We start from the raw sequence: 21,326 nt of genomic DNA on the forward strand, positions 1-21,326 counted from the left end.
CCCGCCACGCGTCCTCCTCACGCCTGGTCCGCGCTCCTGATGCGCGGCCAGCAGAAGACGCTCACTACTGGGATAGGCTCTTAAAGCGCCGGCCGCTGCCCGATCGACAGTTGCAGCTGCACCGTTGCGGTGGCCAGGTCGGCGCGGGCTTGCAGATACGCCTGCCAGGCGTCGTCGGCGGAGCGTTGCGCGGACAGCAGTTCGAGAATCGACGCATTGCCATTGGAATACGAAACGCGCATGCCGTCCAATACTTTCTGCGCATCGGCCAGCACCGATTCATGGTAGCGCGTCAGGTTGTCGCGCGCCGCCATGAACTGGTTTTGCGCGATGCGCACCTCGGTTTCCGCCTTCAGTTCGGCCTGGCGCAAGCCCAGCATCGCTTGCGTGACCAGCGACTCGGCTTGCACCAGGTCGCCCTTGTCGCGCCGCGACAGCGGAATCGGGACCGACAGCGACACGCTCAGTACCCGCGAACGGGAGGTAGCGTCGGTCGGTTCACCGCTGGCGTCGATGCCTTCCGGATAACCGCGCAGCGCGCTGATACCGACCGTCACGGTCGGATCGACCGAGCGGTTGGCGCGCGCCAGCGACGCGCCGTCGCGCAGGTTGTCCAGCGTGGCGCGGGCGATGCGCACGTCGCCGCGCCGGTTCAATGCTTGCGGGATCAGCGCGCCGGCATCGTCGCCCTCGTGGAAGGCGCTGAATTCGCACGCCAGTTCCGGACTCGGAAACAGTTCGCCGATATTGCGGCCCAGCGGCGGCGACAGGTTCAGCATGGCCGCCGCCGCATCGCTGCGCGCCTGCACCACGTCGGCCTTGAACTGGTCGCGCTCGACCCGCGACTGCAGCAATTCCAGCCCGCCCACGTCGCCGGTCTTGTTACGGACCTGGTTGACCCGCACCACCTCGGACAGCGCCTTGACGGTTTGCTCCTTGCGGGCCAGCACGTCGCGGGTGCGGCACGCCTCGGCGAACGCCGCCGCCGAGCTATTGTACAAATCGCTCTTGAAGCCAGCCACCGTCTCTTCGGCCAGTCTCAGGTTGCTGCGCGCCGCCTTGATGCGCGCATCGCGCTTGCCGCCTGTTTCAATCGTAAAAGCCAGGCTGGGGTTATGCGTCACCGGACGGTTGCTGCCCGCCGTGCGCACCAGTTCGCGCGACGCGCCATAGGCAAACACCGGGTCGGGCCGGATGCCGGCGATGCCGATGCCGGCTTGCGCCGACGTCACGTTTTCGTGCTGCGCCTGCAAGTCCAGGCTGTTTTTCTCGACCGCGTCGAGGTAGTCGGCAAACCGCAGCGGCGTGCCGGCGTGTGCCGTCGGCAGTCCTTGCAGCATCACGGCGACGCCTAGCAGCATCAGGCTGGTACGGTTAGATTTCTTCATGATCCACTCCTTGATTTTTCGGTGCGCGCGCCAGGACCCGCGCTTCGATCAGGTAATACAGCGCCGGCAGCAGCAACAGCGTCAGCGCGGTGGCGGTCACCAGGCCGCCCACCACCACCGTCGCCAGCGGACGCTGCACGTCGCTGCCGAGGCCGGTGGCCAGCATGGCCGGGGTCAGTCCCAGCGCCGCCACGGTGGCCGTCATCAGCACCGGCCGCATGCGGTCGCGCGCGCCTTCCAGCACCGCCGCCAATAAATCCCTGCCCTCGGCGATGCGCAGCCGGTTGATTTGCGCCAGCATCAGCACCGCGTTCAATACCGCCACCCCGAACAGCGCGATGAAGCCGACCGCGCTCGACACGTTCAGCGTCATGCCGCGCAAGTGCAGCGCGGCCAGGCCGCCCAGCATCGCCAGCGGCACCGCCAGCAGCACCAGCGCGGGCTGGCGCAGGTTGCGGAACTGGCCGAACAGCAGCAGGAACATGGCGCCCAGCGTCATCGGCAGGATGATCGCCAGCCGCGCCTCGGCGCGCTGCAGGTTTTCAAACTGGCCGCCCCATTCGACCTGGATGCGCTGGTGGTCGTACTGGACGGCCCGCTCGACCAGCGGCTGCGCCTCGGCCAGGAAGCTGGCCAGGTCGCGGCCGCGGGCGTTCAGGCGGACGATGATGTTGCGGCGCGCCATTTCACGCACGATCACGCTTTCGCCCGAGGTGGTGCTGATCTTCGCGACCTGGGCCAGCGGGATTTTGGCGCCGGTCGCGGTGCTCAGCATCAGGTTGGCCACCGCGTCCGGGCTGGAACGCAGCTCGGGCGGGAAGCGCACCGTGATGTCGTAGCTTTTTTCGGCGATATACATCTGGCCCACCGGCGCGCCGCCGATGCCGGTCGAGATCAGGTCGGATACGTCGGCCGCGTTGATGCCATAGCGCGCGGCGGCGGCGCGGTCCAGTTCGACCTTCAGGTTCGGCAGCGGCGGTTCGACGTCGACCGCGACGTCGGACGCGCCCGGCACGCCGCGCAAGGTGTCGGCGACCTTGCCGGCGATGGCGCGCACCTGCTCCAGGTCGTCGCCGAAAATCTTCACCGTCAGGTCGCTGTGCGCGCCGGACAGTTTGTCTTGCACGCCGTCGATCATCGGCTGCATGAAGGCCACGCTATAGCCCGGCATTTTTTTATAGCGTTCGCCCAGCCTGGCGATCAAGTCCTGCTTGCTCATGCCCGAAGGCCATTCCCGGTACGGCTTCAGGCCGACGCTGGCCTCGATGTGCGACGGGGTCCAGTAATCGGTGCCGTCGTCGTTGCGGCCGGTCTGCGTGACCATGTACGACACTTCCGGGAATTCCAGCGTGGCGCGGCGCAATTCGCTGGCCATGTCGGACGCCTTGTCGAGCGTGATCCCGGACGGCATCTGCACTTGCAGCCACAGCGAACCCTCGTCCAGGTACGGCAGGAAGTCGCGGCCGATGGTGCCGCCCAGCACCAGCAAGCCGGCCAGCGCGGCGCCGCACACGCCGATGGCCCAGCGCCGCTTGCCGATGGCGCGCTGCAGGAAGCCGGCATACAGCGCCGACAGTTTTTCCAGCACCGGGTTGTGGAACATGCGGCGCGGCTTGCGGAACGCCAGCCAGGCCAGGCCCGGGATCAGCGTCAGCGCCACCACCAGCGCGCCCAGCAGCGCCGAACCGACCGCGTACGCCATCGGCGAAAACAGCTTGTATTCGATGCGCTGGAAGGCGAACAGCGGCAGGTAGGCGGCGATGATGACGGTCATGCCGAACACGATAGGCTTGGCCACTTGCAGCGTGGCCTGCACCGCGTCCTGCGCCGTCAGCGGCCGGTCTTGCTGCTGTTCGCGGCGGCGCAGTATATTTTCCAGCAGGACCACCGCGCCGTCGACCAGGATGCCGAAGTCGATCGCGCCGAGCGACAGCAGGTTGGCCGGAATCTTAAAATGGTGCATGAAGATGAAGGCGATCAGCAGCGCCAGCGGAATCGTCAGCGCGACGATCGCCGCCGCGCGCGGGCTGCCGAGGAACAGCAGCAGCACCAGCGCCACCAGCAGCATGCCTTCGGCCAGCGTCGAGCTGACCGTGTGCAGCGTGGCGTCGATCAGCGAGGTGCGGTCCAGGTAAGGCACCACCTTGACATCCTTCGGCAGCAGGTTGTCGTTCAAGTCCTGCACCGCCGCATGCACCCCGACCAGCGCTTCGGACGGGTTGAATTCCTTCAGCAGCAGCGCGATGCCCTCGATGGTATCGGGATTGTTGTCCTTGCCGAGGATGCCGCGCCGCTCCACGTTGCCGTAAGCCAGTCGGCCGAGATCCTTGATCAGCACCGGCACGCCGTTTTTGGTGCTGACCACCACGTTGCCCATGTCGTTCAGCGAATGCAGCAGGCCGACCCCGCGCACCACGTACGATTGCTGGCCGCGGTCGATCACGCTGCCGCCGCCGCTGCTGTTGTTGGCGTTGATGGCGTCCTTGACCTGGCCCAGCGTCAAGCCGTACTGGGTCAGGCGGGCCGGATCGAGTTCCAGCATGAACTGGGTGGTCAGGCCGCCGAAATTGCTGACGTCGGCCAGGCCGCGCACTTTTTGCAGGCGCGGGATGACGGTCCAGAATTGCAGCTCCGACAGCTCGCGCAGGCTGCGCGTCTTCGATTCCAGCGTATAGCGGTAAATCTCGCCGGTCGGCGACGTATAAGGGTCGAGGCCCGGCTTGGCGCCGTACGGCAGCGTGACCGAGATCAGCCGCTCCTGCAGGCGCTCGCGGGTGAAATAACCGTCGCTGCCATCGTCGAACACCACGGTGATCAGCGACAGCGCGAACAGGCTGCGGGTGCGCAGCACATGCATGCCGGGCGTGCCGAGCAGCGCCCGTTCCAGCGGAATGGTGATCTGCTGCTCGATTTCCTCGGCGCCCAGGCCCGGCACCTGGGTCACGATTTGCGAGGTGACGTCGGCGATGTCCGGGTAGGCTTCGATCGGCAATTGCTTCCAGCTATAGATGCCGTACAGGGTGACGAACAGCAGCACCAGCCAGACGATGCCGCGCCGCTTGAAGCAGGTGGTGATGAAGGAATCAATCATTCAGGAGCACTCCTTCCTTCACGACGATGCGTTCGCCGGCCTTCAGTCCCGAGACGATTTCCACCTGGCCGCCGAGCGTGGCGCCGGCCTTGACCACGCGCGGTTCGAAGCGCAGCGGCGCGCGCTCCACCAGCACCCGGGTGTACAAGCCGTTTTGCAGCAGCGCCGCGGCCGGCACCGCCAGGCCACGGTGGCTGCTCGCGGTGAAGTCGGCGTGGGCGAACATGCCGGGGCGGAATTTGCCGTCCGGGTTGGCGATCGCCACCCGCACCTTGACGGTGCGCGTGTCCGGGTCCAGCACTTCGCCGACATACGCGACCTTGCCGTCGAATACCTGGCCCGGATAGGCGCTCAGCGTGATGCCGGCCTTCTGGCCGACCGCGACTTGCGCCACATCTTTCTCGGCGACGCCGGCCGACAGCCACACGGTGGACAGGTCGGCCACCGTCATGACGGGCGCGTTGATATCGTTCCAGTAGCCGCCCTGGGCGCCGTTCATCTCGATCACGCGGCCGGCGATCGGCGAGCGCAGCACATAGTCGCGCTGCGATGCGCTGTGCAGGCTGGCGCCGAACTGGGCCAGCTTGTCGGCGCTGGAACGGGCGTCGCTATTGGCCTGGTCGTAGGTGGCCTGGGCCGCTTCGTAATCCTTGCGCGCGACGATGTCGGCGTCGAACAGCGTCTTTTGGCGCTCCAGGTCCTGGCGCGCCTGCAGCAGCGCCGAGCGGGCCTTGCTGTACTCGCCGTGGGCCGCGCTCAGCTCGGCCGAATCGAGCGTGAACAGCGGCTCGCCCAGCTTGACGGCGTCGCCCAGCGAGCGCTGTATCTTGAGGATGCGGCCGGCCAGCGGCGGCGTGATCCTGACCAGTTTTTCCGGCATCGCCTCGATGGTGCCGGGCGCGCCGATGGCGCTGGCGATATCCTGTTCCGTCACGGCCGCCACTTGCAGGCGCTGGCGCAGCGGCGAAGCGGCCGGCACTTCGATGCTGCCGTCGGCCCGGTGCAGCGGCGCGCTATTGTTTTCCTGTACTGCAGCGGCGGCTGTCGGACTGTGCCGGCCGCAGGCCGTCAAGGTGGCGCAGGCGACTGCGAAGGCGCACCAGGTGCGCAAATTCATATGGCGTATCGATGTCATCTCGATCATCCTTGTGGTTGGGTTGGATGGCGTGTGCGCATGCGCGCCGCGCACTCCGGGAACCGGGCGTGCGGCGATGGGTACAGTGCCGAAGAGGGGGATATGCCGGCCGGGCGGCGCGCTGGCCGGCCGGTGAAACATCCGCGCGGGTTTGAATCGTCCTGACCCGCGCCATCTATAAAAAACGGAGGGAAAATCAGACTACAATGAACGCGCTACCTGTTCGGCAGGGTGGATAACTCGAGTCGGGGTCCAAGCTTTCTCCTGTTGATGATGGGGGCGCCGTGGCGGCGTGGATATGGTGACGATTTGCTGCATTGACTCAGAGCGCCTGACAAAACGTTCAGTCGCCGAGAGAATAACAAAGCACTGCTGAAGATCATCCCAAGAAAGCCTGAATCCTTCTTCAGAATGGAAATCGCCTGGAAGATGGCCTGTAGAATAGCCGGCGATATGGTGCAATTTGTGCAATCGGTCCGGCAACGAGAAATGGCAGGAAATATGAGAATTCTATTGGTGGAAGATGACCGCAAGGCGGCGCGCCTGCTGGCGCGCGGCTTGCAGGAAGAGGGCTTCGTGGTCGACATGGTGCATTCGGCCGAAGAGGGCGAGGATGAAAGCTTCAGCATGGATTACGACTTGATCGTGCTGGACTGGATGTTGCCGGGCAAGGAGGGCATCGTGCTGTGCCGCGACCTGCGCGCGCGCGGCATCCAGACGCCGATCCTGATGCTGACCGCGCGCGACGCGACCAGCGACCGGGTCGCCGGCCTGAATACCGGCGCCGACGATTACCTGACCAAGCCGTTCGAGTTTGAGGAATTGCTGGCCCGCATACGCGCCTTGCTGCGCCGCTCCGACATCAGCCGGCCGCTGGTGCTGACGCTGGCCGACCTGACGCTGGACCCGGTCAGCCACCGCGTCACGCGCACCGGTACCGAGCTCGACCTGACGCCGAAGGAATACGCGATCCTGCTGATTTTGATGCGCCAGGCCGGCGAAGTGGTCAGCCGCGCGCGGCTGGCCGAGCAGATCTGGCAGGCCGACCTGATCGGCCTGGATAACCTGATCGACGTGCATATCCGGAATTTGCGCGGCAAGCTGGACCCGCCCGGCAAACCGGCGCTGATCCAGACGGTGCGCGGACGCGGTTTCCGCCTGGCGGCGGATCATCCCGGTGCTTAGTTTTCGCAAGCGCCTGGCGCTGGCCCATCTGGCCGCGATCGTCGCGGTGGTCGCCTTTGCCGCGCTGGCCGCGTACTGGGGCTTGTCGCGCGCGGTGCACAGCCAGCTCGACGCGGCGCTGCTGGCGCTGGGCGAAACCGAGATGGCGATGCTGCCGGCGGCCGGCCGCCAGCCGGTCAGCGTGCATGAATTGCCGGCCGGCGTGGCGCCGCCGTCATTGGCGCGGCTGGACCGGCTGGTGCAAATCATCGACGGCGACGGCCGCGTGCTGGCGCGCAGCCGCAACCTGGAAGCGGCGCAACTGCCGGCCACGCCGGCCTTGCTGGCCCGGCTGGCGGCTGGCGAAACCGTGTTCCAGACGCTGACCAAATTCGGCGACGAGCCGCTGCGCATGGTGTCGCTGCCGATGCATGTCGGCGGCAACCATATGGCGGTGCAGGTGGCCGGTTCGCTGGACGACGTCAACCACGTGCTGTCGTCGGCCACCATGCTGTTCGGCGCGATGGCGCTGGCCTTGCTGGTGGCGGTCGGCATGGCCGGCGAAATGCTGACGCGGCGGGTGTTCCTGGCGATCGCCGAGGTGGTGTCGCAGGCGCACCTGATCGGCGAATCGAGCCTGGGCCAGCGCTTGCCGCATCCCGGCACGCAAGATGAAATCGGCAGCCTGGTCGATACCCTGAACGATATGCTGGAACGGCTGGAGCAGGGCTTCGATGCGCAGCGCCGTTTCACCGCCGACGCCTCGCACGAATTGCGTTCGCCGCTGTCGCGGCTGCGCACCGAAATCGAAATCACGCTGCGCCGTCCGCGCGACAGCGCCGAGTATGTCGGTGCGCTGGGTTCCTGCCTGGACGAGGTCCAGCGCCTGACGCTGCTGGTCGAGGAATTGCTGATGCTGACCCGGCTCGACGTCGGCCAGGAGCGCGGCGGCGCCGAAGTCATGCTGCTCAACCCGCTGGCCGAGGAGGCGGCGCGCCGGCTCGACATGGTGGCCGGCGCGCGCGGCATCCGTCTGGTGTGCAGCGACTCGCCGCCGGTCAGCGCGCGCGTGGCACCGGGGCCGGTCGGCCTGGTGCTGGCCAATTTGCTCGATAACGCGGTCAAGTTTTCGCCGCCGGACAGTGAAGTGTTCGTCAGCCTGTGCACCGACGGCGTCGATGCGCTGATCAATGTGGCCGACGCCGGCCCCGGCATCGGCGTCGATGAATTGCCGCACCTGTTCGAGCGCTTTTACCGCGGCGCCAAGGCGCGCGCCGGCGCGGCGCCGGGCTTCGGCCTGGGACTGGCGCTGTCGCAATCGATCGTGCATGCGTATGGCGGCCGCATCGAAGCGTCGAACCGGCCCGGCGGCGGCGCGCTGTTCACAATACGCTTGCCGGCCGGGAGCAAGGTAGTGGAATAATCTCCAACACTTCAGGCGGCTGGCGCGACGCCTTCCCAGCGCACATGACGCACTTGCGGCATGGCGCCGGCGCGGTTGACGAAGCGCACCAGGCCGATGCGCTGGGCGATCTGGCACATCACCAGCGCCACCAGTTTCACCATGCTTTTGCTGTCGTCCCATACACGCAGGATTTGCGACGGGCTCAAGCCGACCAGTTGCAATTCCTGCAGCAGCAGGTGGACGATCTGGTCCGCTTCGGACGACGGGCAGGTGACGGTCAGGCGATAGGCCGACAAGCCGAAGGTATTATTGTCGCGACGCTGCGACGGTTTCAGGTTCCACTTGGCGCCACGCTTGAAGATCCAGTTCAACATGTTCATCACACACCTCTTTCCGCTACAAATTCCGCATTGTTGACCAGCGCCCAGCGTACCGCCGACACGCCGCCTTCGAGACTGACCCGGCTGACGATTTGCTCCAGCAGCGACAAATGGCCGGGCGTGGTCAGCAGGTCGGCGCGCACTTCGATCTTGCCCGCCTGCGGCGCGTCTTCACTGTGCAGCGATTGCAGCATCAGCGCCGGCATGCCGCTGATCATGCCCAGCACCATATTGCGCACCTGGACTTCCTCTTCCGCGTGGCATACGGCGCTGACGCGGTAAATGCTTTCCGTTTCGATGCCGGCCGCGCTGCCGTGGGCGTTGATGCGCTGGGCGATGCTGCGCAACACCAGGTTGGCCGCCAGCACGAACACGGTGCCGATCGCCGCATGGACGCTGTAGCCGAGGCCGGACAAGATGCCGACGGCGGCCGAGCACCACAGCGTGGCGGCGGTGTTCAAGCCGCGCACGCTCATGCCTTCGCGCATGATCACGCCGGCGCCCAGAAAGCCGATGCCGGACACCACTTGCGCGGCGATGCGCAAATGGCCTTCCGGGCCGCCTTCGAGCACCGACACCATGACGAACAGCGACGCGCCGACCGACACCAGCGCATTGGTGCGCAAGCCGGCCATGCGCTGGCGCAGTTGCCGTTCGGCGCCGATCAAGGCGCCAAGGATCAGCGCGGCGGCGACGCGCAGCGCAAAGTCATACCAGATCATCACCGACTCCCGAGGGGAATTACAGGCGACGCTTGCGGCGGGCCGGCATAGGGCCGGCCATCACATCGGCCAGTAGCCGATTGCTGATTGAACGATGGGGGAGATGTGGGCGGCGCTGAAATCGGCCGCTGGAGAAAACACACCTTGCCGGGGCAAGGCGTGCGCAGTCGCGCGTCTTGCTAAGGCTGATCGCCGATCAATAATCGACTACTGTCACTGGAACAAGCACCCACGAGTAACTCCATAAATGAATAATGGACAGAGTCTAGCCACGCATCCAACCCATGTCAACTGAACAAGTCTTCAGGGAGCGGCGCGCAGGCATATGGCGGCTGCGTCGAAGCCGCCATGCGAGGGTTTATGTCGCGTCCGGCGCCGGTTTGTCCAGCGCCGCCGGCTGCACTGCGCCGTGTTCTTCTTCATGGTTGCCCTTGAAGTAGCGCGCCGCCCGTTTGCCCCAGCTGTCGAGGTAGGTGTAGGCCACCGGCACCACCACCAGCGTCAGCAGCGTCGAGGTCAGCACGCCGCCGATCACCGCGCGGCCCATCGGCGCTTGCGTTTCGCCGCCGTCGCCCATGCCGATCGCCATCGGCAGCATGCCGAACACCATCGCCAGCGTGGTCATCAGGATAGGCCGCAAACGCACCTGGCCCGCTTCCATGATGGCCTCGACCTGGCCCTTGCCGCCGCGCTGCGCATGGTTGGTGAAATCGACCAGCAGGATCGCATTCTTGGTCACCAGTCCCATCAGCATGATGAAGCCGATCACCGAGAAAATATTCAGCGTGCTGCCGGTCGCCAGCAGCGCCGCCAGCACGCCGATCAGCGACAGCGGCAGCGACACCATGATCGCGACCGGCTGCAAAAAGCTGCCGAACTGCGACGCCAGCACCAGGTAAATGAAGATGATGGCGATGGCCAGCGCGATACCGGCGCTGGCCATGGTTTCCTGCATTTGCTGCGCATTGCCGGCGATGTCGAAGCGCACGCCGGCCGGCAGCTCGATCGCCTTGATGGCTTTTTGCACGTCGCCATCGACGTCGCCGGCCGGCCGGCCTTCGACGCCGGCATAGATCGCGACGCGGCGTTGCAGCGCCTGGCGCTTCAGCACTTGCGGGCTGGACGAGGGGATGAATTCGACCACCTGGCGCAGCGGCACCATCACCGGCTTGCCGTCGGCGTCGAGCTTGCTGGACGCCAGCGCCAGGTCGGCCAGGTCGGCTACTTTCTGGCGTCCCGATTTCGGCAATTGCACGTTGACGTCATAGTTCTGGCCATCGGCGGCCAGCCAGTGGCTGACGGTGTCGCCGGCCACGAACGGCCGCAGCGCGGCGCCGATCTGCTGCACCGACAAACCGAGGTCGCTGGCCAGTTCATTATTGATCTTGACGGTGGTCGACGGATTGGCGCCTTCCTGGCTGTATTCCATGTCGGCCAATCCCTTGATCGCGCGCATCTTGTCCATCAGGCGGTGCGCTACGTCGTCGAGCTTGCCTTCGTCGGTGCCGAGTATCGCGATGAAGATCGGTTTCTGGCCGACCGACAAACGGATGCCGGCGATCGGCTGCAAGCGTTCGCGGATCAGCTTTTCCAGTTCCTGTTGCGAGCGGCGCGGATGCAGCTTGATGTCGGTCAGTTTCAAATCGACGCGCGCGGTATTGCGGCCGTCCTGGGTGCCGACCACCGCCAGCCGGCTGTCGATTTCCGGGAACTCCTTCAACGCATCCTCGACTTGCCGCACCTTGCTGTCGGTGTATTCCAGGCTGGAGCCGACCGGCGTCTTGAAGCTCAGGTTGATCCAGCCCTGGTCGGTTTCCGGAAACATTTCGCCGCCTATCATCGGCACCAGCAGGATGCTGCCGCCAAACAGCGCGAACGCCACCGCCAGCGTCATCTTGCGCCAGCGCAGCGCCAGTGCCAGTACCTTGCCGTAGCAGACGTGCAAGTGGTCGATGCCGTGCTCGATCCAGGCCATGAAACGGCCCAGCCACGGCGCATACTTGAAGCGGTCCTTGAGCGGGTCCCGCCACACCGACGACAGCATCGGGTCGAGCGTGAAGCTGACGAACAGCGACACCAGCACGGCTACCGCGACGGTGATGCCGAACTGCAGGAAGAAGCGGCCGATGATGCCTTGCATGAACGCCACCGGCACGAATACCGCGACGATCGCAAACGTGGTCGCCATTACCGCCAGCCCGATTTCATTGGTGCCGTCGTTGGCCGCCTTGTAATGGTTCTTGCCCATGCCGAGGTGGCGCACGATGTTTTCGCGCACCACGATGGCGTCGTCGATCAGCAAGCCGATGCACAGCGACAGCGCCATCAAGGTCAGGAAGTTCAGCGTAAAACCGAACGCCTTCATGGCGATGAAGCTGGCCATCACCGAGATCGGCAGCGTCAGGCCGGTGATGATGGTGCTGCGCCACGAATGCAGGAACAGGAACACGATCACCATGGTCAGCACGGCGCCTTCGATGATGGTGCGCTTGACGTTGTCGAGCTGGCTTTGCACGCGCACCGATTCATCGTCCAGCACGCGCAGTCTGATATCGGCCGGCAGGGTCTTTTGCAGTTCGGCGGCGACCCGTTCGATGCCGTTGCCGACTTCGACCACGTTGGCGTCCTGCACCTTGGTGATTTCGATCGAAATGGCGCGCTCGCCGTTGAGGCGCGAAATCGACAATTCCTCCTGTTCGCCGTCGATCACTTCGGCCACCTGGTCCAGGTAGACCACGCCGTTGGCGCGGCGCGCCACGATGATGCGGCCGAATTCGCGCGCATCCTTGATCTTGCCTTCGACGCGCACCAACTGTTCGCTGGCGCCATGGCTGATGCTGCCGGCCGGCAGGTTGGTATTGGTGGCCTGGATCGCGCGGATCACTTCATCGACGCCGATGCCTTGCGCCGCCAGTTCCACCGGTTTCAGGCTGATCAGGATCTGGCGCGACGCGGTGCCGCTCAATTTGACCTGGCCGACCCCGGCCACGCTCTGGAAGCGCTTGGTGATCACTTGTTCGGTCAAGGTCGACAAGTCGCGCAGGCTGTGGCCGCTGGAAGTCAGGCTCAGTTGCACGATGGGGCGTTCATTGTCGCCCTCGGCGCGCGCGATGAACGGGTCCTTGGCTTCCTTCGGGAAGCGCGGCCGCACCAGCGCCACCTTGTCGCGCAATTCCTGCATCGCCTTGTCCATATTGGTCGACAATTCGAATTCCAGGTAGACGCCGGAACGGCCTTCCCACGAGTTGGCGCGGATGGTCTTGATGCCGCTGACGGTGTTGACGATGTCTTCGATCGGCCGCGTCAAATCGTTTTCGACGGCTTCCGGCGACGCACCCGGATAATTGACTTCGATCGCGGCGAACGGCAGCTGCACGCTGGGCATGCTTTCGATGCCCAGGCCCTTGTAGGAAAACAAGCCGAGCACCATCAGCGCCACCATCACCATGGTGGCGAAGACCGGATTCTGGATACTGGTTTTAGTGATCCACATGGCTCAGCCCTTCAGCGCGGGCCTGGTTTCAGCCGTGCTGGCAGGGGGCGCCGGCAATTTCACCCGGTGGCCGGGCTTGACGCCGTCCAGCCTGGCGACGATCACGCTGGCGCCCTGCTCCAGTCCCTCGGTGACTTCGGCATAACCCTCATCGTCGTTGCGCAAGCCCAGCCTGACCGGTTGCGACACCACCTTGTCGTGTTCGATCTTGTACACCACCTGCCGGCCCTGCTCGTTGCGCAGCGCGGCCAGCGGCACCAGCGGCATCACGGCCGAGCGTTCGGTGGTGATATTGCCCTTGGCGAACATCCCGCCGCGCAAGGCGCCATCGCGGTTATCGACCGAGATATACACCAGCATCGCGCGCGAACCGCTCTCGGTGGTCGGGTTGATGCGCACCACCGCGCCGGCAAAGTCGCGCTCCTGGAAACCGTCGACCTTGAACGTCACTTGCTGGCCAACCTTGATGCGCGGAATTTCCGACGCCGGCACTTGCGCTTCCAGCGTCATCCGCGCCAGGTTGACGATGGTGTAGACCGGCATGTCGGGCGCCAGCTTTTCGCCGGCCTGCACATGGCGCTTGCTGACGATGCCGGCGATCGGCGCGCGTATCACCGTGTCGGCCAGCGCGATGCGCGCGATCTCGAGCGTCGCGGCGGCCGACTTGACGTTGGCGCGCGCCAGTTCGACATTGTTCTGGGTCGTATCGTAGGCGGTTTGCGAAATGTATTTTTGCTTCAGCAAGGCCAGGTTGTTGACTTCATTCTTGTTGGCCAGCGACAAGCGCGCCTGCGCTTCGTCGAGCGCGGCTTGCTGCTGCATCAAACGGGCCTTCAGGTCGGCCGTGTCGAGCCGCGCCAGCACTTGTCCGGCGCTCACTTGCATGCCTTCCTGCAGCGTGGTTTCATGCACTTCGCCGGACACCTTGGACTTGATGGTGGCCTGGGTCAGCGGCGTCAGCGAGCCGGACAGCGGTAAATTGACGGTCAGCGAGCGGGCCCCGATGGCGGCCACGTCGCTGCGCGCCAGTTCATGGATGACCGCTTTCTTTTCTTGCTGGCTTGGCTGGGCCAGCGTGGCGGCCGGCTTTTGTCTTGCCTGCATGACGCTCCAGCCCGCACCCGCCAGACCCAGCACAATCAGGCCGATCACCGGCGCGCGCCAGCGTTTGCCGCGGGGGGCGGACTGGATGGATGACGGCGGCAAGGTCTCAAGTTTCATATCGGTCTTCTCATCTAGGGGTGGATACGCCTCCGGCGCGGTCGCGGCATGAAGCGACCTTGGGCGGTAACCGGAGCGATACGCTTGCTGGGGTAGCGAAACGCCCTGCCTGGCACGGGAACACGCCTGCTCCCTTGCTGCGGCGCGGCGTTTCGCATGTTGTTACTTTATGAAGTTTCCAGCCTGCCAGCCATCGAAATGCGACAGAATGCTGGAAACCCGGCCTGAAATGCAGAAACCGGGTGTAAAGCGCGGTACTTCGTGCAAGCGCAGGCTGCTGTTCGTTTTCCTTGAACTACACTGGCGCTGGGCACCGTAAACCATGGGCAGGCGGCAGGCGGCGATGATGGCTATCGCTGCCGCATTCTTGTGCATTATTGCATAAATAATATGATCGGACTCATCATGATTAGCGATGCGCCGGCGGTTTGCGCCATCTATCGCCATGGCGTCTTGAATAACGCTATCAGCCTGGCAAAGAGAGGGGCTGGAAGCAGGGATGATGGATCGATATGGGATATTGTGAAGCTGGAATGAAACAGGAATACACCAGCATCATTGAGGGGCGTCAATAGGCGGATTGGCCAGCGCGCAAAAATGAGAGCATGATTGTACGACCGGCCCGATTGACGCCGGCTTTCTGCATCGAGGTGCCGGGTGTCTGATTCCATTACTGAACTATCCTCCGGCGCGTCGTCTCCCTCGGTAGTCACATCCAGTATCGCACTTGAAACATTGTCATGCCTGGTCGATGCGCTTGAACTGGCGCCGGTGGTTGCGGTGCGCAGTTTCGACCGCGCCGGCATCGTGCATGTGTGGAATCTCAGCGCCGCCGAACTGTACGGGACCAGTGCCTTGAACGCCATCGGCCAGCCGCTGGCGAGTGTGCTGGACTATGGCGAAGGCAAGGCCGAGTTTGCCGCCGAGATCGAGCAACTGTGGCTGGGGGGCAAGGTGCAGGCGCCGCGCGACTGGCTGGTCAGCAAGGCCGACGGCGCCACGCTGTGGATTTATTCCAGCATGTACCCGGTGTTTCGCGCCGGCCGGCTGCACCAGATTTTTTGCATGGATGTCGACATCACCTTGCGCAAGCAGGAAGAAGATGCGCTGCAACAAGCGGGCGGCAATTTTCGCCAATTATTCGACAAGTCCGCCGATGCGATCCTGCTGATCCAGGACGAGCACATCACCGATGTCAATCCAGCCGCGCTGGCCTTGTTCCAGTGCGACGGCAAACTGCGCATGCTGGGGCAGCGTTTGTGCGATTTTTCGCCGCTGCAACAGCCTGATGGCGAGTTGTCGCTCGGCTTGAGTACGCGCATGGCCAGGCAAGTGTATGCCACCGGCAATTGCCGCTACGACTGGCGCTACCTGACGTGCCAGGGCGAGCTGTTCTGGGGCGAAGTCTTGCTGACGTCGATCACGCTGGACCACGAATACCTGTTTTATGCGGTGATACGCGATATCTCGGCGCGCAGGCTGACCGAGCGTTCGCTGTACCTGGCGGCGCAAGTGATGGAGCACGCGCGCGATGCGATCCTGGTGACCGACCGCCAGCACATGGTGATCACGGTCAACCGCGCTTATACCGAGATCACCGGTTTTGACGCTGGCGACATGATCGGCAAGCTGTTCAGCGTGCACCGTTCGGAGCTCGACGAACAGTTTTTTTTTCACCAGATCTGGGCGGAGCTGGAGCGCAGCGACCATTGGCAGGATGAAATCCTCGGCAAGCGCAAGGATGGCACCTCCTATCCGGGCTGGCTGTCGCTGACGGCGATCCGCGACAGCCAGGGCGAGATCAGCAATTACATGGCGATCCTGTCCGACATTACCGACCGCAAGCAGTCGGAAGAGCATACGCGCCACATGGCCGAACACGATTTCCTGACCGACTTGCCGAACCGGGTCTTGCTGCTCGACCGGCTCAGCCTGGCGCTGGTGGCGGCGCGCCGCCGGCACAGCATGCTGGCCATCCTGTTTCTCGACCTGGATCACTTCAAGAACATCAACGACACCATGGGCCACCATGTCGGCGACTTGCTGCTGCAGGAAGTGGCGCAGCGCCTGGTGCACTGCGTGCGCGGCGTCGATACGGTCAGCCGCCAGGGCGGCGACGAGTTCGTCATCATCCTGGCCGATATCGGCGGCATCGACCAGGCCGCGCATGTGGCGGCCAGCGTGCTGCAGGCGGTGACCCAGCCGTACCAGATCGCGGAATACGAATTGCACGTGTCGACCTCGATCGGCGTCAGCATCTTTCCCAGCGATGGCGAAGACATGGAAACATTGATCAAGAACGCCGACATCGCGATGTACCACGCCAAGGAAAACGGCCGCAACGGCTTTCAATTCTTTAACGCCGACATGAATGCCCAGATCGTCGAACGGGTGACCTTTGAAAACGGCTTGCGCCACGCGCTGGACAACGATGAATTTATCCTGGAATTCCAGCCATCGCTTGATGTGTCCAGCGGCGCCATCGTCGGCGCCGAAGCGCTGATCCGCTGGCAACATCCGGCACTGGGCTTGCTGAAGCCGGAGCGCTTTATCGCGGTGGCGGAGGATGCCGGTTTGATGATACCGATCGGCAACTGGGTGTTGCTGCATGCCTGCCTGGCGGCGCAGCGGTGGCATGACGCCGGTTACAAGCTGGTGGTGGCGGTTAATTTGTCGGTGGCGCAATTCATGCAAAAAAACTTGCCTGCCATCGTCGGCGCCGCACTGGATGAATCGGGTTTGCCGGCGGCCTGCCTGGAGCTGGAAATCACCGAAACCATCATCATGAAGGATGGCATCAACGTCAACGACGTGCTGGATCAGTTACACCGGATGGGCGTCCAGCTGGCGATCGACGATTTCGGTACCGGTTATTCGCGGCTGGGGCATCTGCGCAATTACCCGATCGACAAACTGAAGATCGACCGCTCCTTCATGGCCGGTGTCGGCGGCGCCGACGACGATGGCACGGTGGCGGCGGCGATCATCGCGATGGCCAAGGGCTTGAAATTGAAGGTGATCGCCGAAGGCGTCGAAACGGCGCAGCAACTGGCATTCCTGCGCCGGCAAGGTTGCGATCAATACCAGGGCTTTTACGCCAGCGACGCGGTACGGGCCAGTGAACTCGGCAAGATGTTGCACTAATCTGTAGCGTCCGGCAAAACGCCCATGGCGGCGTTGCATCGCCTTGTCCTGAGCATTTTGCCGGACGCTGTTACAAACCGATGCGTATCCGGGCCAGCACCTGTCCATGGTCCGACGCTTCGGGTAGCGCCTGCAATAAATGGTCATTCAGGTAAATCACGTCCAGCACTGCGCCGATCGCATGGCGCGAGGCCGGGTTGAATTCTTCCGATACCAGGATATGATCGATGGTCATGTAATGGCCGTCGTGTACATTGGTATAGGCGACGTGGCGCAGGAAATCCTGGCGCAACTGGATGTGCCGGCTGTCGTACATGCGGTCGGCCAATGCATGGCCTTCGTCCAGCGATGCGCCGGCCCCCAGCACGATGCCGGTGGTGACGGCGTCGGCGACATCGTTGAAATCGCCGAGCACGATGCGCGGCTGGCGGGTACGCTGGCCGATTTGCGACAGCAGCACGCGCAGCGCCACCGCTTCGGCGCCGCGCCGTATCAGCGAGCGCAAATTGGCCATCGCGTACGGCAGCGTATCAGCGGCCGGCTTGCCGTCGTCGCCATTGCGGTAATCGGGGCGGCGCGATTTCAAATGGATCACCAGCACGTCGATGCCGCGCCCGTCCGGCAACAGCACTTGCGCATGCAGCGGGGCGCGCGCAAAACGGTCGGCCCCATGATCGCCATTGCCGCCGGGTATCAGCAAGCCTTCCGGAAACACCGCATAGACCTGGGCCGGGCCGGCCAGCGGCAAACGCGACACCAGCGCCACGTTCGGCGTCAGGCGCGCGCCGTCGATCGACAGGTCGGCGTCGAAACCGGCATGCCACGCGCCGCGGTATTTTTCGGTGCGCGACAGCACGTCCAGCAGGACCGCCTGCGAAAAAATCTCCTGGAAGCCGATCACGTCGGCGTCGAGCCGGTCCAGCTGGCGCGCGGTCCAGTTGACCTTGGCCTCGTATTGCAGCGGCGTCAGCGGTTCCAGGTTATCGTACAATTTTGCCCCGACCGGCCCCAGATTGCAGACATTGAAGGTGGCAAAGCGGATTTCTTGCTGCATAATTAGAACTCCCATTGAACGATTAGCGTATCACGCATGGCTAAAAAAGAGCACATTTCCGAAACGCAGGCGACGCAATTGCTGCGTAAACATCAAGTCGCGTTTTCCGAACATCCCTATCCCTACCAGGAACATGGCGGCACCAGCGTGTCGGCGCGCGAGTTGGGCGTCGACGAACATGCGGTCGTCAAAACCCTGGTGATGCAGGACGAGGGCGCCAAGCCGCTGATCGTGCTGATGCATGGCGATTGCAAGGTGTCGACCAAGAACCTGGCCCGTGAAATCCCGTGCAAATCGGTCGAACCGTGCAAACCGGACGTGGCGCAGCGCCATTCCGGCTACATGATAGGCGGCACGTCGCCGTTCGGCACCAAGAAAACGATGCCGGTGTATGTGGAAGCGAGCATCCTCGATTTGGCGTTGATCTACATCAACGGCGGCCGGCGCGGTTTCCTGATCGGCGTGGCGCCGCAAGTGTTGCTGGATGTTTTGGGGGCCAAACCAGTCCATTGCGCTTTAAAAGAATAACAGTGCTCGCTATTAAAAAATTTCTTGACGGATAGCCGCCAGTACAGGCGCTTGGTGTATATTCATCAGCCCCGGCGGACAGCGCCGGCAAGACAATACAAGGGATGAAATGAATACAGTATTAATCACTGTCCTGATGACAGTGGGCGCTTACCTGATCGGTTCGGTGTCGTTTGCGGTAGTGATGAGCAAGGCTTTCGGCTTGTCCGATCCGCGCACCTACGGTTCGAAAAACCCTGGCGCGACCAATGTCTTGCGCAGCGGTAATAAGGGCGCAGCCGTGATGACCCTGATCGGCGACGGCGCCAAGGGCTGGCTGGCGGTATGGCTGGCGATCCAGATTTCCGACCGTTATCCGCAATACCTGGGCGCCGGCGACGTGGCGGTGGCGCTGGTGGCGATCGCCGTGTTCCTCGGCCATTTGTGGCCGGTGTTCTTCCGTTTTGTCGGCGGCAAGGGCGTCGCCACCGCGCTCGGCGTGCTGCTGGGCCTGAATCCCTGGCTCGGCCTGGCGACGCTGGTCACGTGGTTGGTAATCGCTTACGCCTTCCGCTATTCGTCGCTGGCGGCGCTGGTGGCCGCGCTGTTCGCGCCGTTTTATTACGGCTTGCTGTTCGGCATGGATGAAAGGCTGCTGGCGGTGGTCGTCATGAGCGCCTTGCTGGCTTATCGCCATGGCAAGAATATCTCGAATTTGCTGGCTGGCAAGGAAAGCCGTATTGGCAGCAAGAGTAAGCCCGACGTCAAAAAGAAATGACAACACCTGACAACACCTACTGCGCGTCGTAATTTGCGGCCTCCGATGCTCGCTGACCTGGCGTCCCCGTGCATGCGCACAGCTCCGCTTCTCTGCCGCAACTCCCATCCGCTCGCTACGGTTTTGTCAGGTGTTGTAAAAAATAAGTGTTGCGCTGTGTTCGCCGTTCTATTGATTTAGAACCAGGCGGACATATATGGAAGGCTACGTTGCCGCATGGTGCGGCCTCCCCATTCTAGCCCTGAGCGGGCAAAGGCGTGTTGACATGACTACTCCGATCAAAATCGATTTCGTTTCCGACGTATCTTGCCCGTGGTGTGCAATCGGCCTCAAATCCCTGGAACAGGCGCTCGATAAGCTGGGCGACAGTGCCAAGGCCGAGCTGCATTTCCAGCCTTTCGAGCTGAATCCGAACATGGTGGCCGAGGGCGAGGATATCGGCGAGCATATCGCCCGGAAATACGGTTCCAGCCCCGAACAACTGGCCCAATCGCAGGAAATGATACGGGCGCGCGGCGCGGCGCTCGGTTTCACCTTCGACATGAAGCAGCGCAGCCGCATCTACAACACCTTCGATGCGCACCGCCTGCTGCACTGGGCGGCGTTGCAAGGCCGCCAGGGGGCATTGAAGAATGCGCTGTTCAAGGCGTATTTCACCGATGGCGGCAACCCGTCGTCGCATGACTTGCTGCTGAAAGTGGCGGGCGAAGTGGGCCTGGACCAGGACGAGGCGCGCAAGATACTCGAATCGGACGCGTTTGCCGGCCAGGTGCGCGCCCAGGAAACTTTTTACCAGCAACAAGGCATCAATTCGGTACCAGCCGTCATCATCAATGATCGCCACCTGATTTCCGGCGGCCAGCCGCCGGAAGTATTCGAGCGGGCCTTACGCCAAATCATCGCTGCCGCCTGAGGTTGAAATAATCGCCGACGTGGCGTGTGCCATGCCGGCGATTTTGCGCTACACTCCCTGCATGGAGGGTGACGATATGCCAACAGCCAGCTGGAACCGCGCCGTGATCGCGCAAGCCGCCGACGATGACATCAAGGTCGTCGAAAACAATGTCTACTTCCCGCCATCGGCGGTGAACCAAAGCTACCTGCAAGCCAGCAGCCACCAGACCACGTGTCCATGGAAGGGCACTGCCAGCTATTACAATGTCGTGGTCGACGGCAAGGTCAATGAAAACGCGGCCTGGTATTACCCGCAGCCGTTCGATGCCGCCAAGGAAATTGCCGGTCATGTCGCCTTCTGGCGCGGCATCGACGTTCAATCTTAAGAGCCTATCCCAGTAGTGAGCGTCGTCTGCTGGCCGCGCATCAGCAGCGCGGAGCAGGCGTGAGGAGCAAGCGTGGCGCGCCACGCGACGACGATCAACGCAGTCCCCGTTCCTGAGGGGCGCCAGAAGAGGGCGTATTCATCTACTGGGATAGGCTCTAAGTAGTTTCCTGTTCTTCAATTGATCGCTCGCCTCTTGCGCCATCGGCGGGCAGGTAGCGGCGCGCCCGTAATCCTCCTGACATCGTTGAAAGCGACCCATGGACGTGCGTCTTGCGCTTTACCAACTGGCTCACCGGCATCGGCTCGATGCCGGCGCTAGCCGGCAATTGCAGCAATTGGCGGGCTTCGAGCGCGAACCTGCCACCCTGGCGTACTGGCTGCCGCGCGGCTTGGCGGTGCTGGGCGCATTGGCCAGCCTGCTGCTGGCGCTGGCTTGCCTGCCGCAGGCGCCGCACTGGTATGACGGGGGCGGCGCCCGCTTCGCTGAATTCCGCGTGATGCCGGACGGCCGCGCCTTGCTGGTCGGCTTGCGCGGTGCGGCGTTGCAAGCGCTGTGACGGCG

Annotated in this window: 17 protein-coding genes; 8 read left to right on the forward strand and 9 right to left on the reverse strand. The window is 63.6% G+C overall.

Going from position 1 to position 21,326, the window contains the following annotated elements; translation table 11 throughout:
• Nucleotides 1-80: 80 nt before the first annotated feature.
• Genes GJA_RS04060 through GJA_RS04070 form a run of 3 tightly spaced genes read right to left on the reverse strand, consistent with a single transcriptional unit; the run spans nucleotide 81 to nucleotide 5,614 of the window.
• Nucleotides 81-1,388 (reverse strand): TolC family protein, encoded by a 1,308-nt coding sequence (locus GJA_RS04060; protein WP_038489069.1) that lies wholly within the window; start codon nucleotides 1,386-1,388, stop codon nucleotides 81-83.
• Nucleotides 1,375-4,479, reverse strand: coding sequence for an efflux RND transporter permease subunit (locus GJA_RS04065; protein WP_038489071.1), 3,105 nt, complete (start codon nucleotides 4,477-4,479; stop codon nucleotides 1,375-1,377). The genes GJA_RS04060 and GJA_RS04065 overlap by 14 nt, the downstream gene beginning before the upstream one ends.
• On the reverse strand, nucleotides 4,472-5,614 hold the full coding sequence (locus GJA_RS04070) for an efflux RND transporter periplasmic adaptor subunit (RefSeq protein ID WP_038498638.1): 1,143 nt from the start codon (nucleotides 5,612-5,614) through the stop codon (nucleotides 4,472-4,474). The genes GJA_RS04065 and GJA_RS04070 overlap by 8 nt, the downstream gene beginning before the upstream one ends.
• 501 nt (nucleotides 5,615-6,115) lie before the next feature.
• On the opposite strand from GJA_RS04070, the gene GJA_RS04075 reads away from it, so the two are divergent.
• Together GJA_RS04075 and GJA_RS04080 are read left to right on the forward strand one after the other, a co-directional pair.
• Complete coding sequence (locus GJA_RS04075; RefSeq protein ID WP_038489074.1) at nucleotides 6,116-6,799, forward strand: response regulator transcription factor; 684 nt, start codon at nucleotides 6,116-6,118, stop codon at nucleotides 6,797-6,799.
• The gene (locus GJA_RS04080) at nucleotides 6,792-8,201 is read left to right on the forward strand and encodes a sensor histidine kinase (RefSeq protein WP_038489076.1); all 1,410 of its coding nucleotides are present in this window, start codon (nucleotides 6,792-6,794) and stop codon (nucleotides 8,199-8,201) included. Before GJA_RS04075 ends, GJA_RS04080 begins: the two co-directional genes overlap by 8 nt.
• An 11-nt stretch (nucleotides 8,202-8,212) precedes the next feature.
• Here GJA_RS04080 and GJA_RS04085 read toward each other — a convergent pair whose 3' ends face one another.
• The 5 genes from GJA_RS04085 to GJA_RS27095 form a co-directional block, all read right to left on the reverse strand.
• Nucleotides 8,213-8,563, reverse strand: a complete 351-nt coding sequence (locus GJA_RS04085; protein ID WP_038489078.1) for a Ku family protein — start codon at nucleotides 8,561-8,563, stop codon at nucleotides 8,213-8,215.
• Nucleotides 8,563-9,285 carry an MgtC/SapB family protein gene (locus tag GJA_RS04090; RefSeq protein ID WP_038489080.1) on the reverse strand — a complete coding sequence of 241 codons (723 nt, stop codon included), beginning with the start codon at nucleotides 9,283-9,285 and terminating at the stop codon, nucleotides 8,563-8,565. Before GJA_RS04090 ends, GJA_RS04085 begins: the two co-directional genes overlap by 1 nt.
• Nucleotides 9,286-9,643: 358 nt before the next feature.
• Nucleotides 9,644-12,778: an efflux RND transporter permease subunit gene (locus GJA_RS04095; protein ID WP_038489082.1), complete on the reverse strand. Its 3,135-nt coding sequence runs from the start codon at nucleotides 12,776-12,778 to the stop codon at nucleotides 9,644-9,646.
• Between the two features lie 3 nt (nucleotides 12,779-12,781).
• Complete coding sequence (locus GJA_RS04100) at nucleotides 12,782-13,999, reverse strand: efflux RND transporter periplasmic adaptor subunit (protein WP_038489084.1); 1,218 nt, start codon at nucleotides 13,997-13,999, stop codon at nucleotides 12,782-12,784.
• A gap of 162 nt (nucleotides 14,000-14,161) precedes the next feature.
• Nucleotides 14,162-14,446, reverse strand: coding sequence for a hypothetical protein (locus GJA_RS27095; protein WP_144241417.1), 285 nt, complete (start codon nucleotides 14,444-14,446; stop codon nucleotides 14,162-14,164).
• A 210-nt stretch (nucleotides 14,447-14,656) separates the two neighbouring features.
• Between GJA_RS27095 and GJA_RS04105 the strand changes: the two genes are divergently transcribed.
• The gene (locus GJA_RS04105; protein ID WP_242404446.1) at nucleotides 14,657-17,143 is read left to right on the forward strand and encodes a sensor domain-containing protein; all 2,487 of its coding nucleotides are present in this window, start codon (nucleotides 14,657-14,659) and stop codon (nucleotides 17,141-17,143) included.
• Between the two features lie 70 nt (nucleotides 17,144-17,213).
• Here GJA_RS04105 and GJA_RS04110 read toward each other — a convergent pair whose 3' ends face one another.
• Nucleotides 17,214-18,197: an endonuclease/exonuclease/phosphatase family protein gene (locus GJA_RS04110; RefSeq protein ID WP_038489086.1), complete on the reverse strand. Its 984-nt coding sequence runs from the start codon at nucleotides 18,195-18,197 to the stop codon at nucleotides 17,214-17,216.
• 36 nt (nucleotides 18,198-18,233) lie between these two features.
• Between GJA_RS04110 and GJA_RS04115 the strand changes: the two genes are divergently transcribed.
• The 5 genes from GJA_RS04115 to GJA_RS04135 all read left to right on the forward strand — a co-directional run bounded on the left by GJA_RS04115 (nucleotide 18,234) and on the right by GJA_RS04135 (nucleotide 21,321).
• Nucleotides 18,234-18,725 carry an aminoacyl-tRNA deacylase gene (locus GJA_RS04115; protein WP_038489087.1) on the forward strand — a complete coding sequence of 164 codons (492 nt, stop codon included), beginning with the start codon at nucleotides 18,234-18,236 and terminating at the stop codon, nucleotides 18,723-18,725.
• 109 nt (nucleotides 18,726-18,834) lie between these two features.
• Nucleotides 18,835-19,482, forward strand: a complete 648-nt coding sequence (plsY, locus tag GJA_RS04120) for a glycerol-3-phosphate 1-O-acyltransferase PlsY (RefSeq protein WP_081905240.1) — start codon at nucleotides 18,835-18,837, stop codon at nucleotides 19,480-19,482.
• A gap of 265 nt (nucleotides 19,483-19,747) precedes the next feature.
• Nucleotides 19,748-20,395, forward strand: coding sequence for a DsbA family oxidoreductase (locus tag GJA_RS04125; protein WP_038489091.1), 648 nt, complete (start codon nucleotides 19,748-19,750; stop codon nucleotides 20,393-20,395).
• Nucleotides 20,396-20,471: 76 nt separating this feature from the next.
• Nucleotides 20,472-20,762, forward strand: coding sequence for a DUF427 domain-containing protein (locus GJA_RS04130; RefSeq protein ID WP_038489093.1), 291 nt, complete (start codon nucleotides 20,472-20,474; stop codon nucleotides 20,760-20,762).
• 259 nt (nucleotides 20,763-21,021) lie between these two features.
• Nucleotides 21,022-21,321: a hypothetical protein gene (locus tag GJA_RS04135; protein ID WP_144241418.1), complete on the forward strand. Its 300-nt coding sequence runs from the start codon at nucleotides 21,022-21,024 to the stop codon at nucleotides 21,319-21,321.
• Nucleotides 21,322-21,326: the final 5 nt, after the last annotated feature.

The sequence above is a fragment of the Janthinobacterium agaricidamnosum NBRC 102515 = DSM 9628 genome (genome assembly GCF_000723165.1).
In the GTDB taxonomy this organism is placed as follows: domain Bacteria; phylum Pseudomonadota; class Gammaproteobacteria; order Burkholderiales; family Burkholderiaceae_D; genus Janthinobacterium; species Janthinobacterium agaricidamnosum.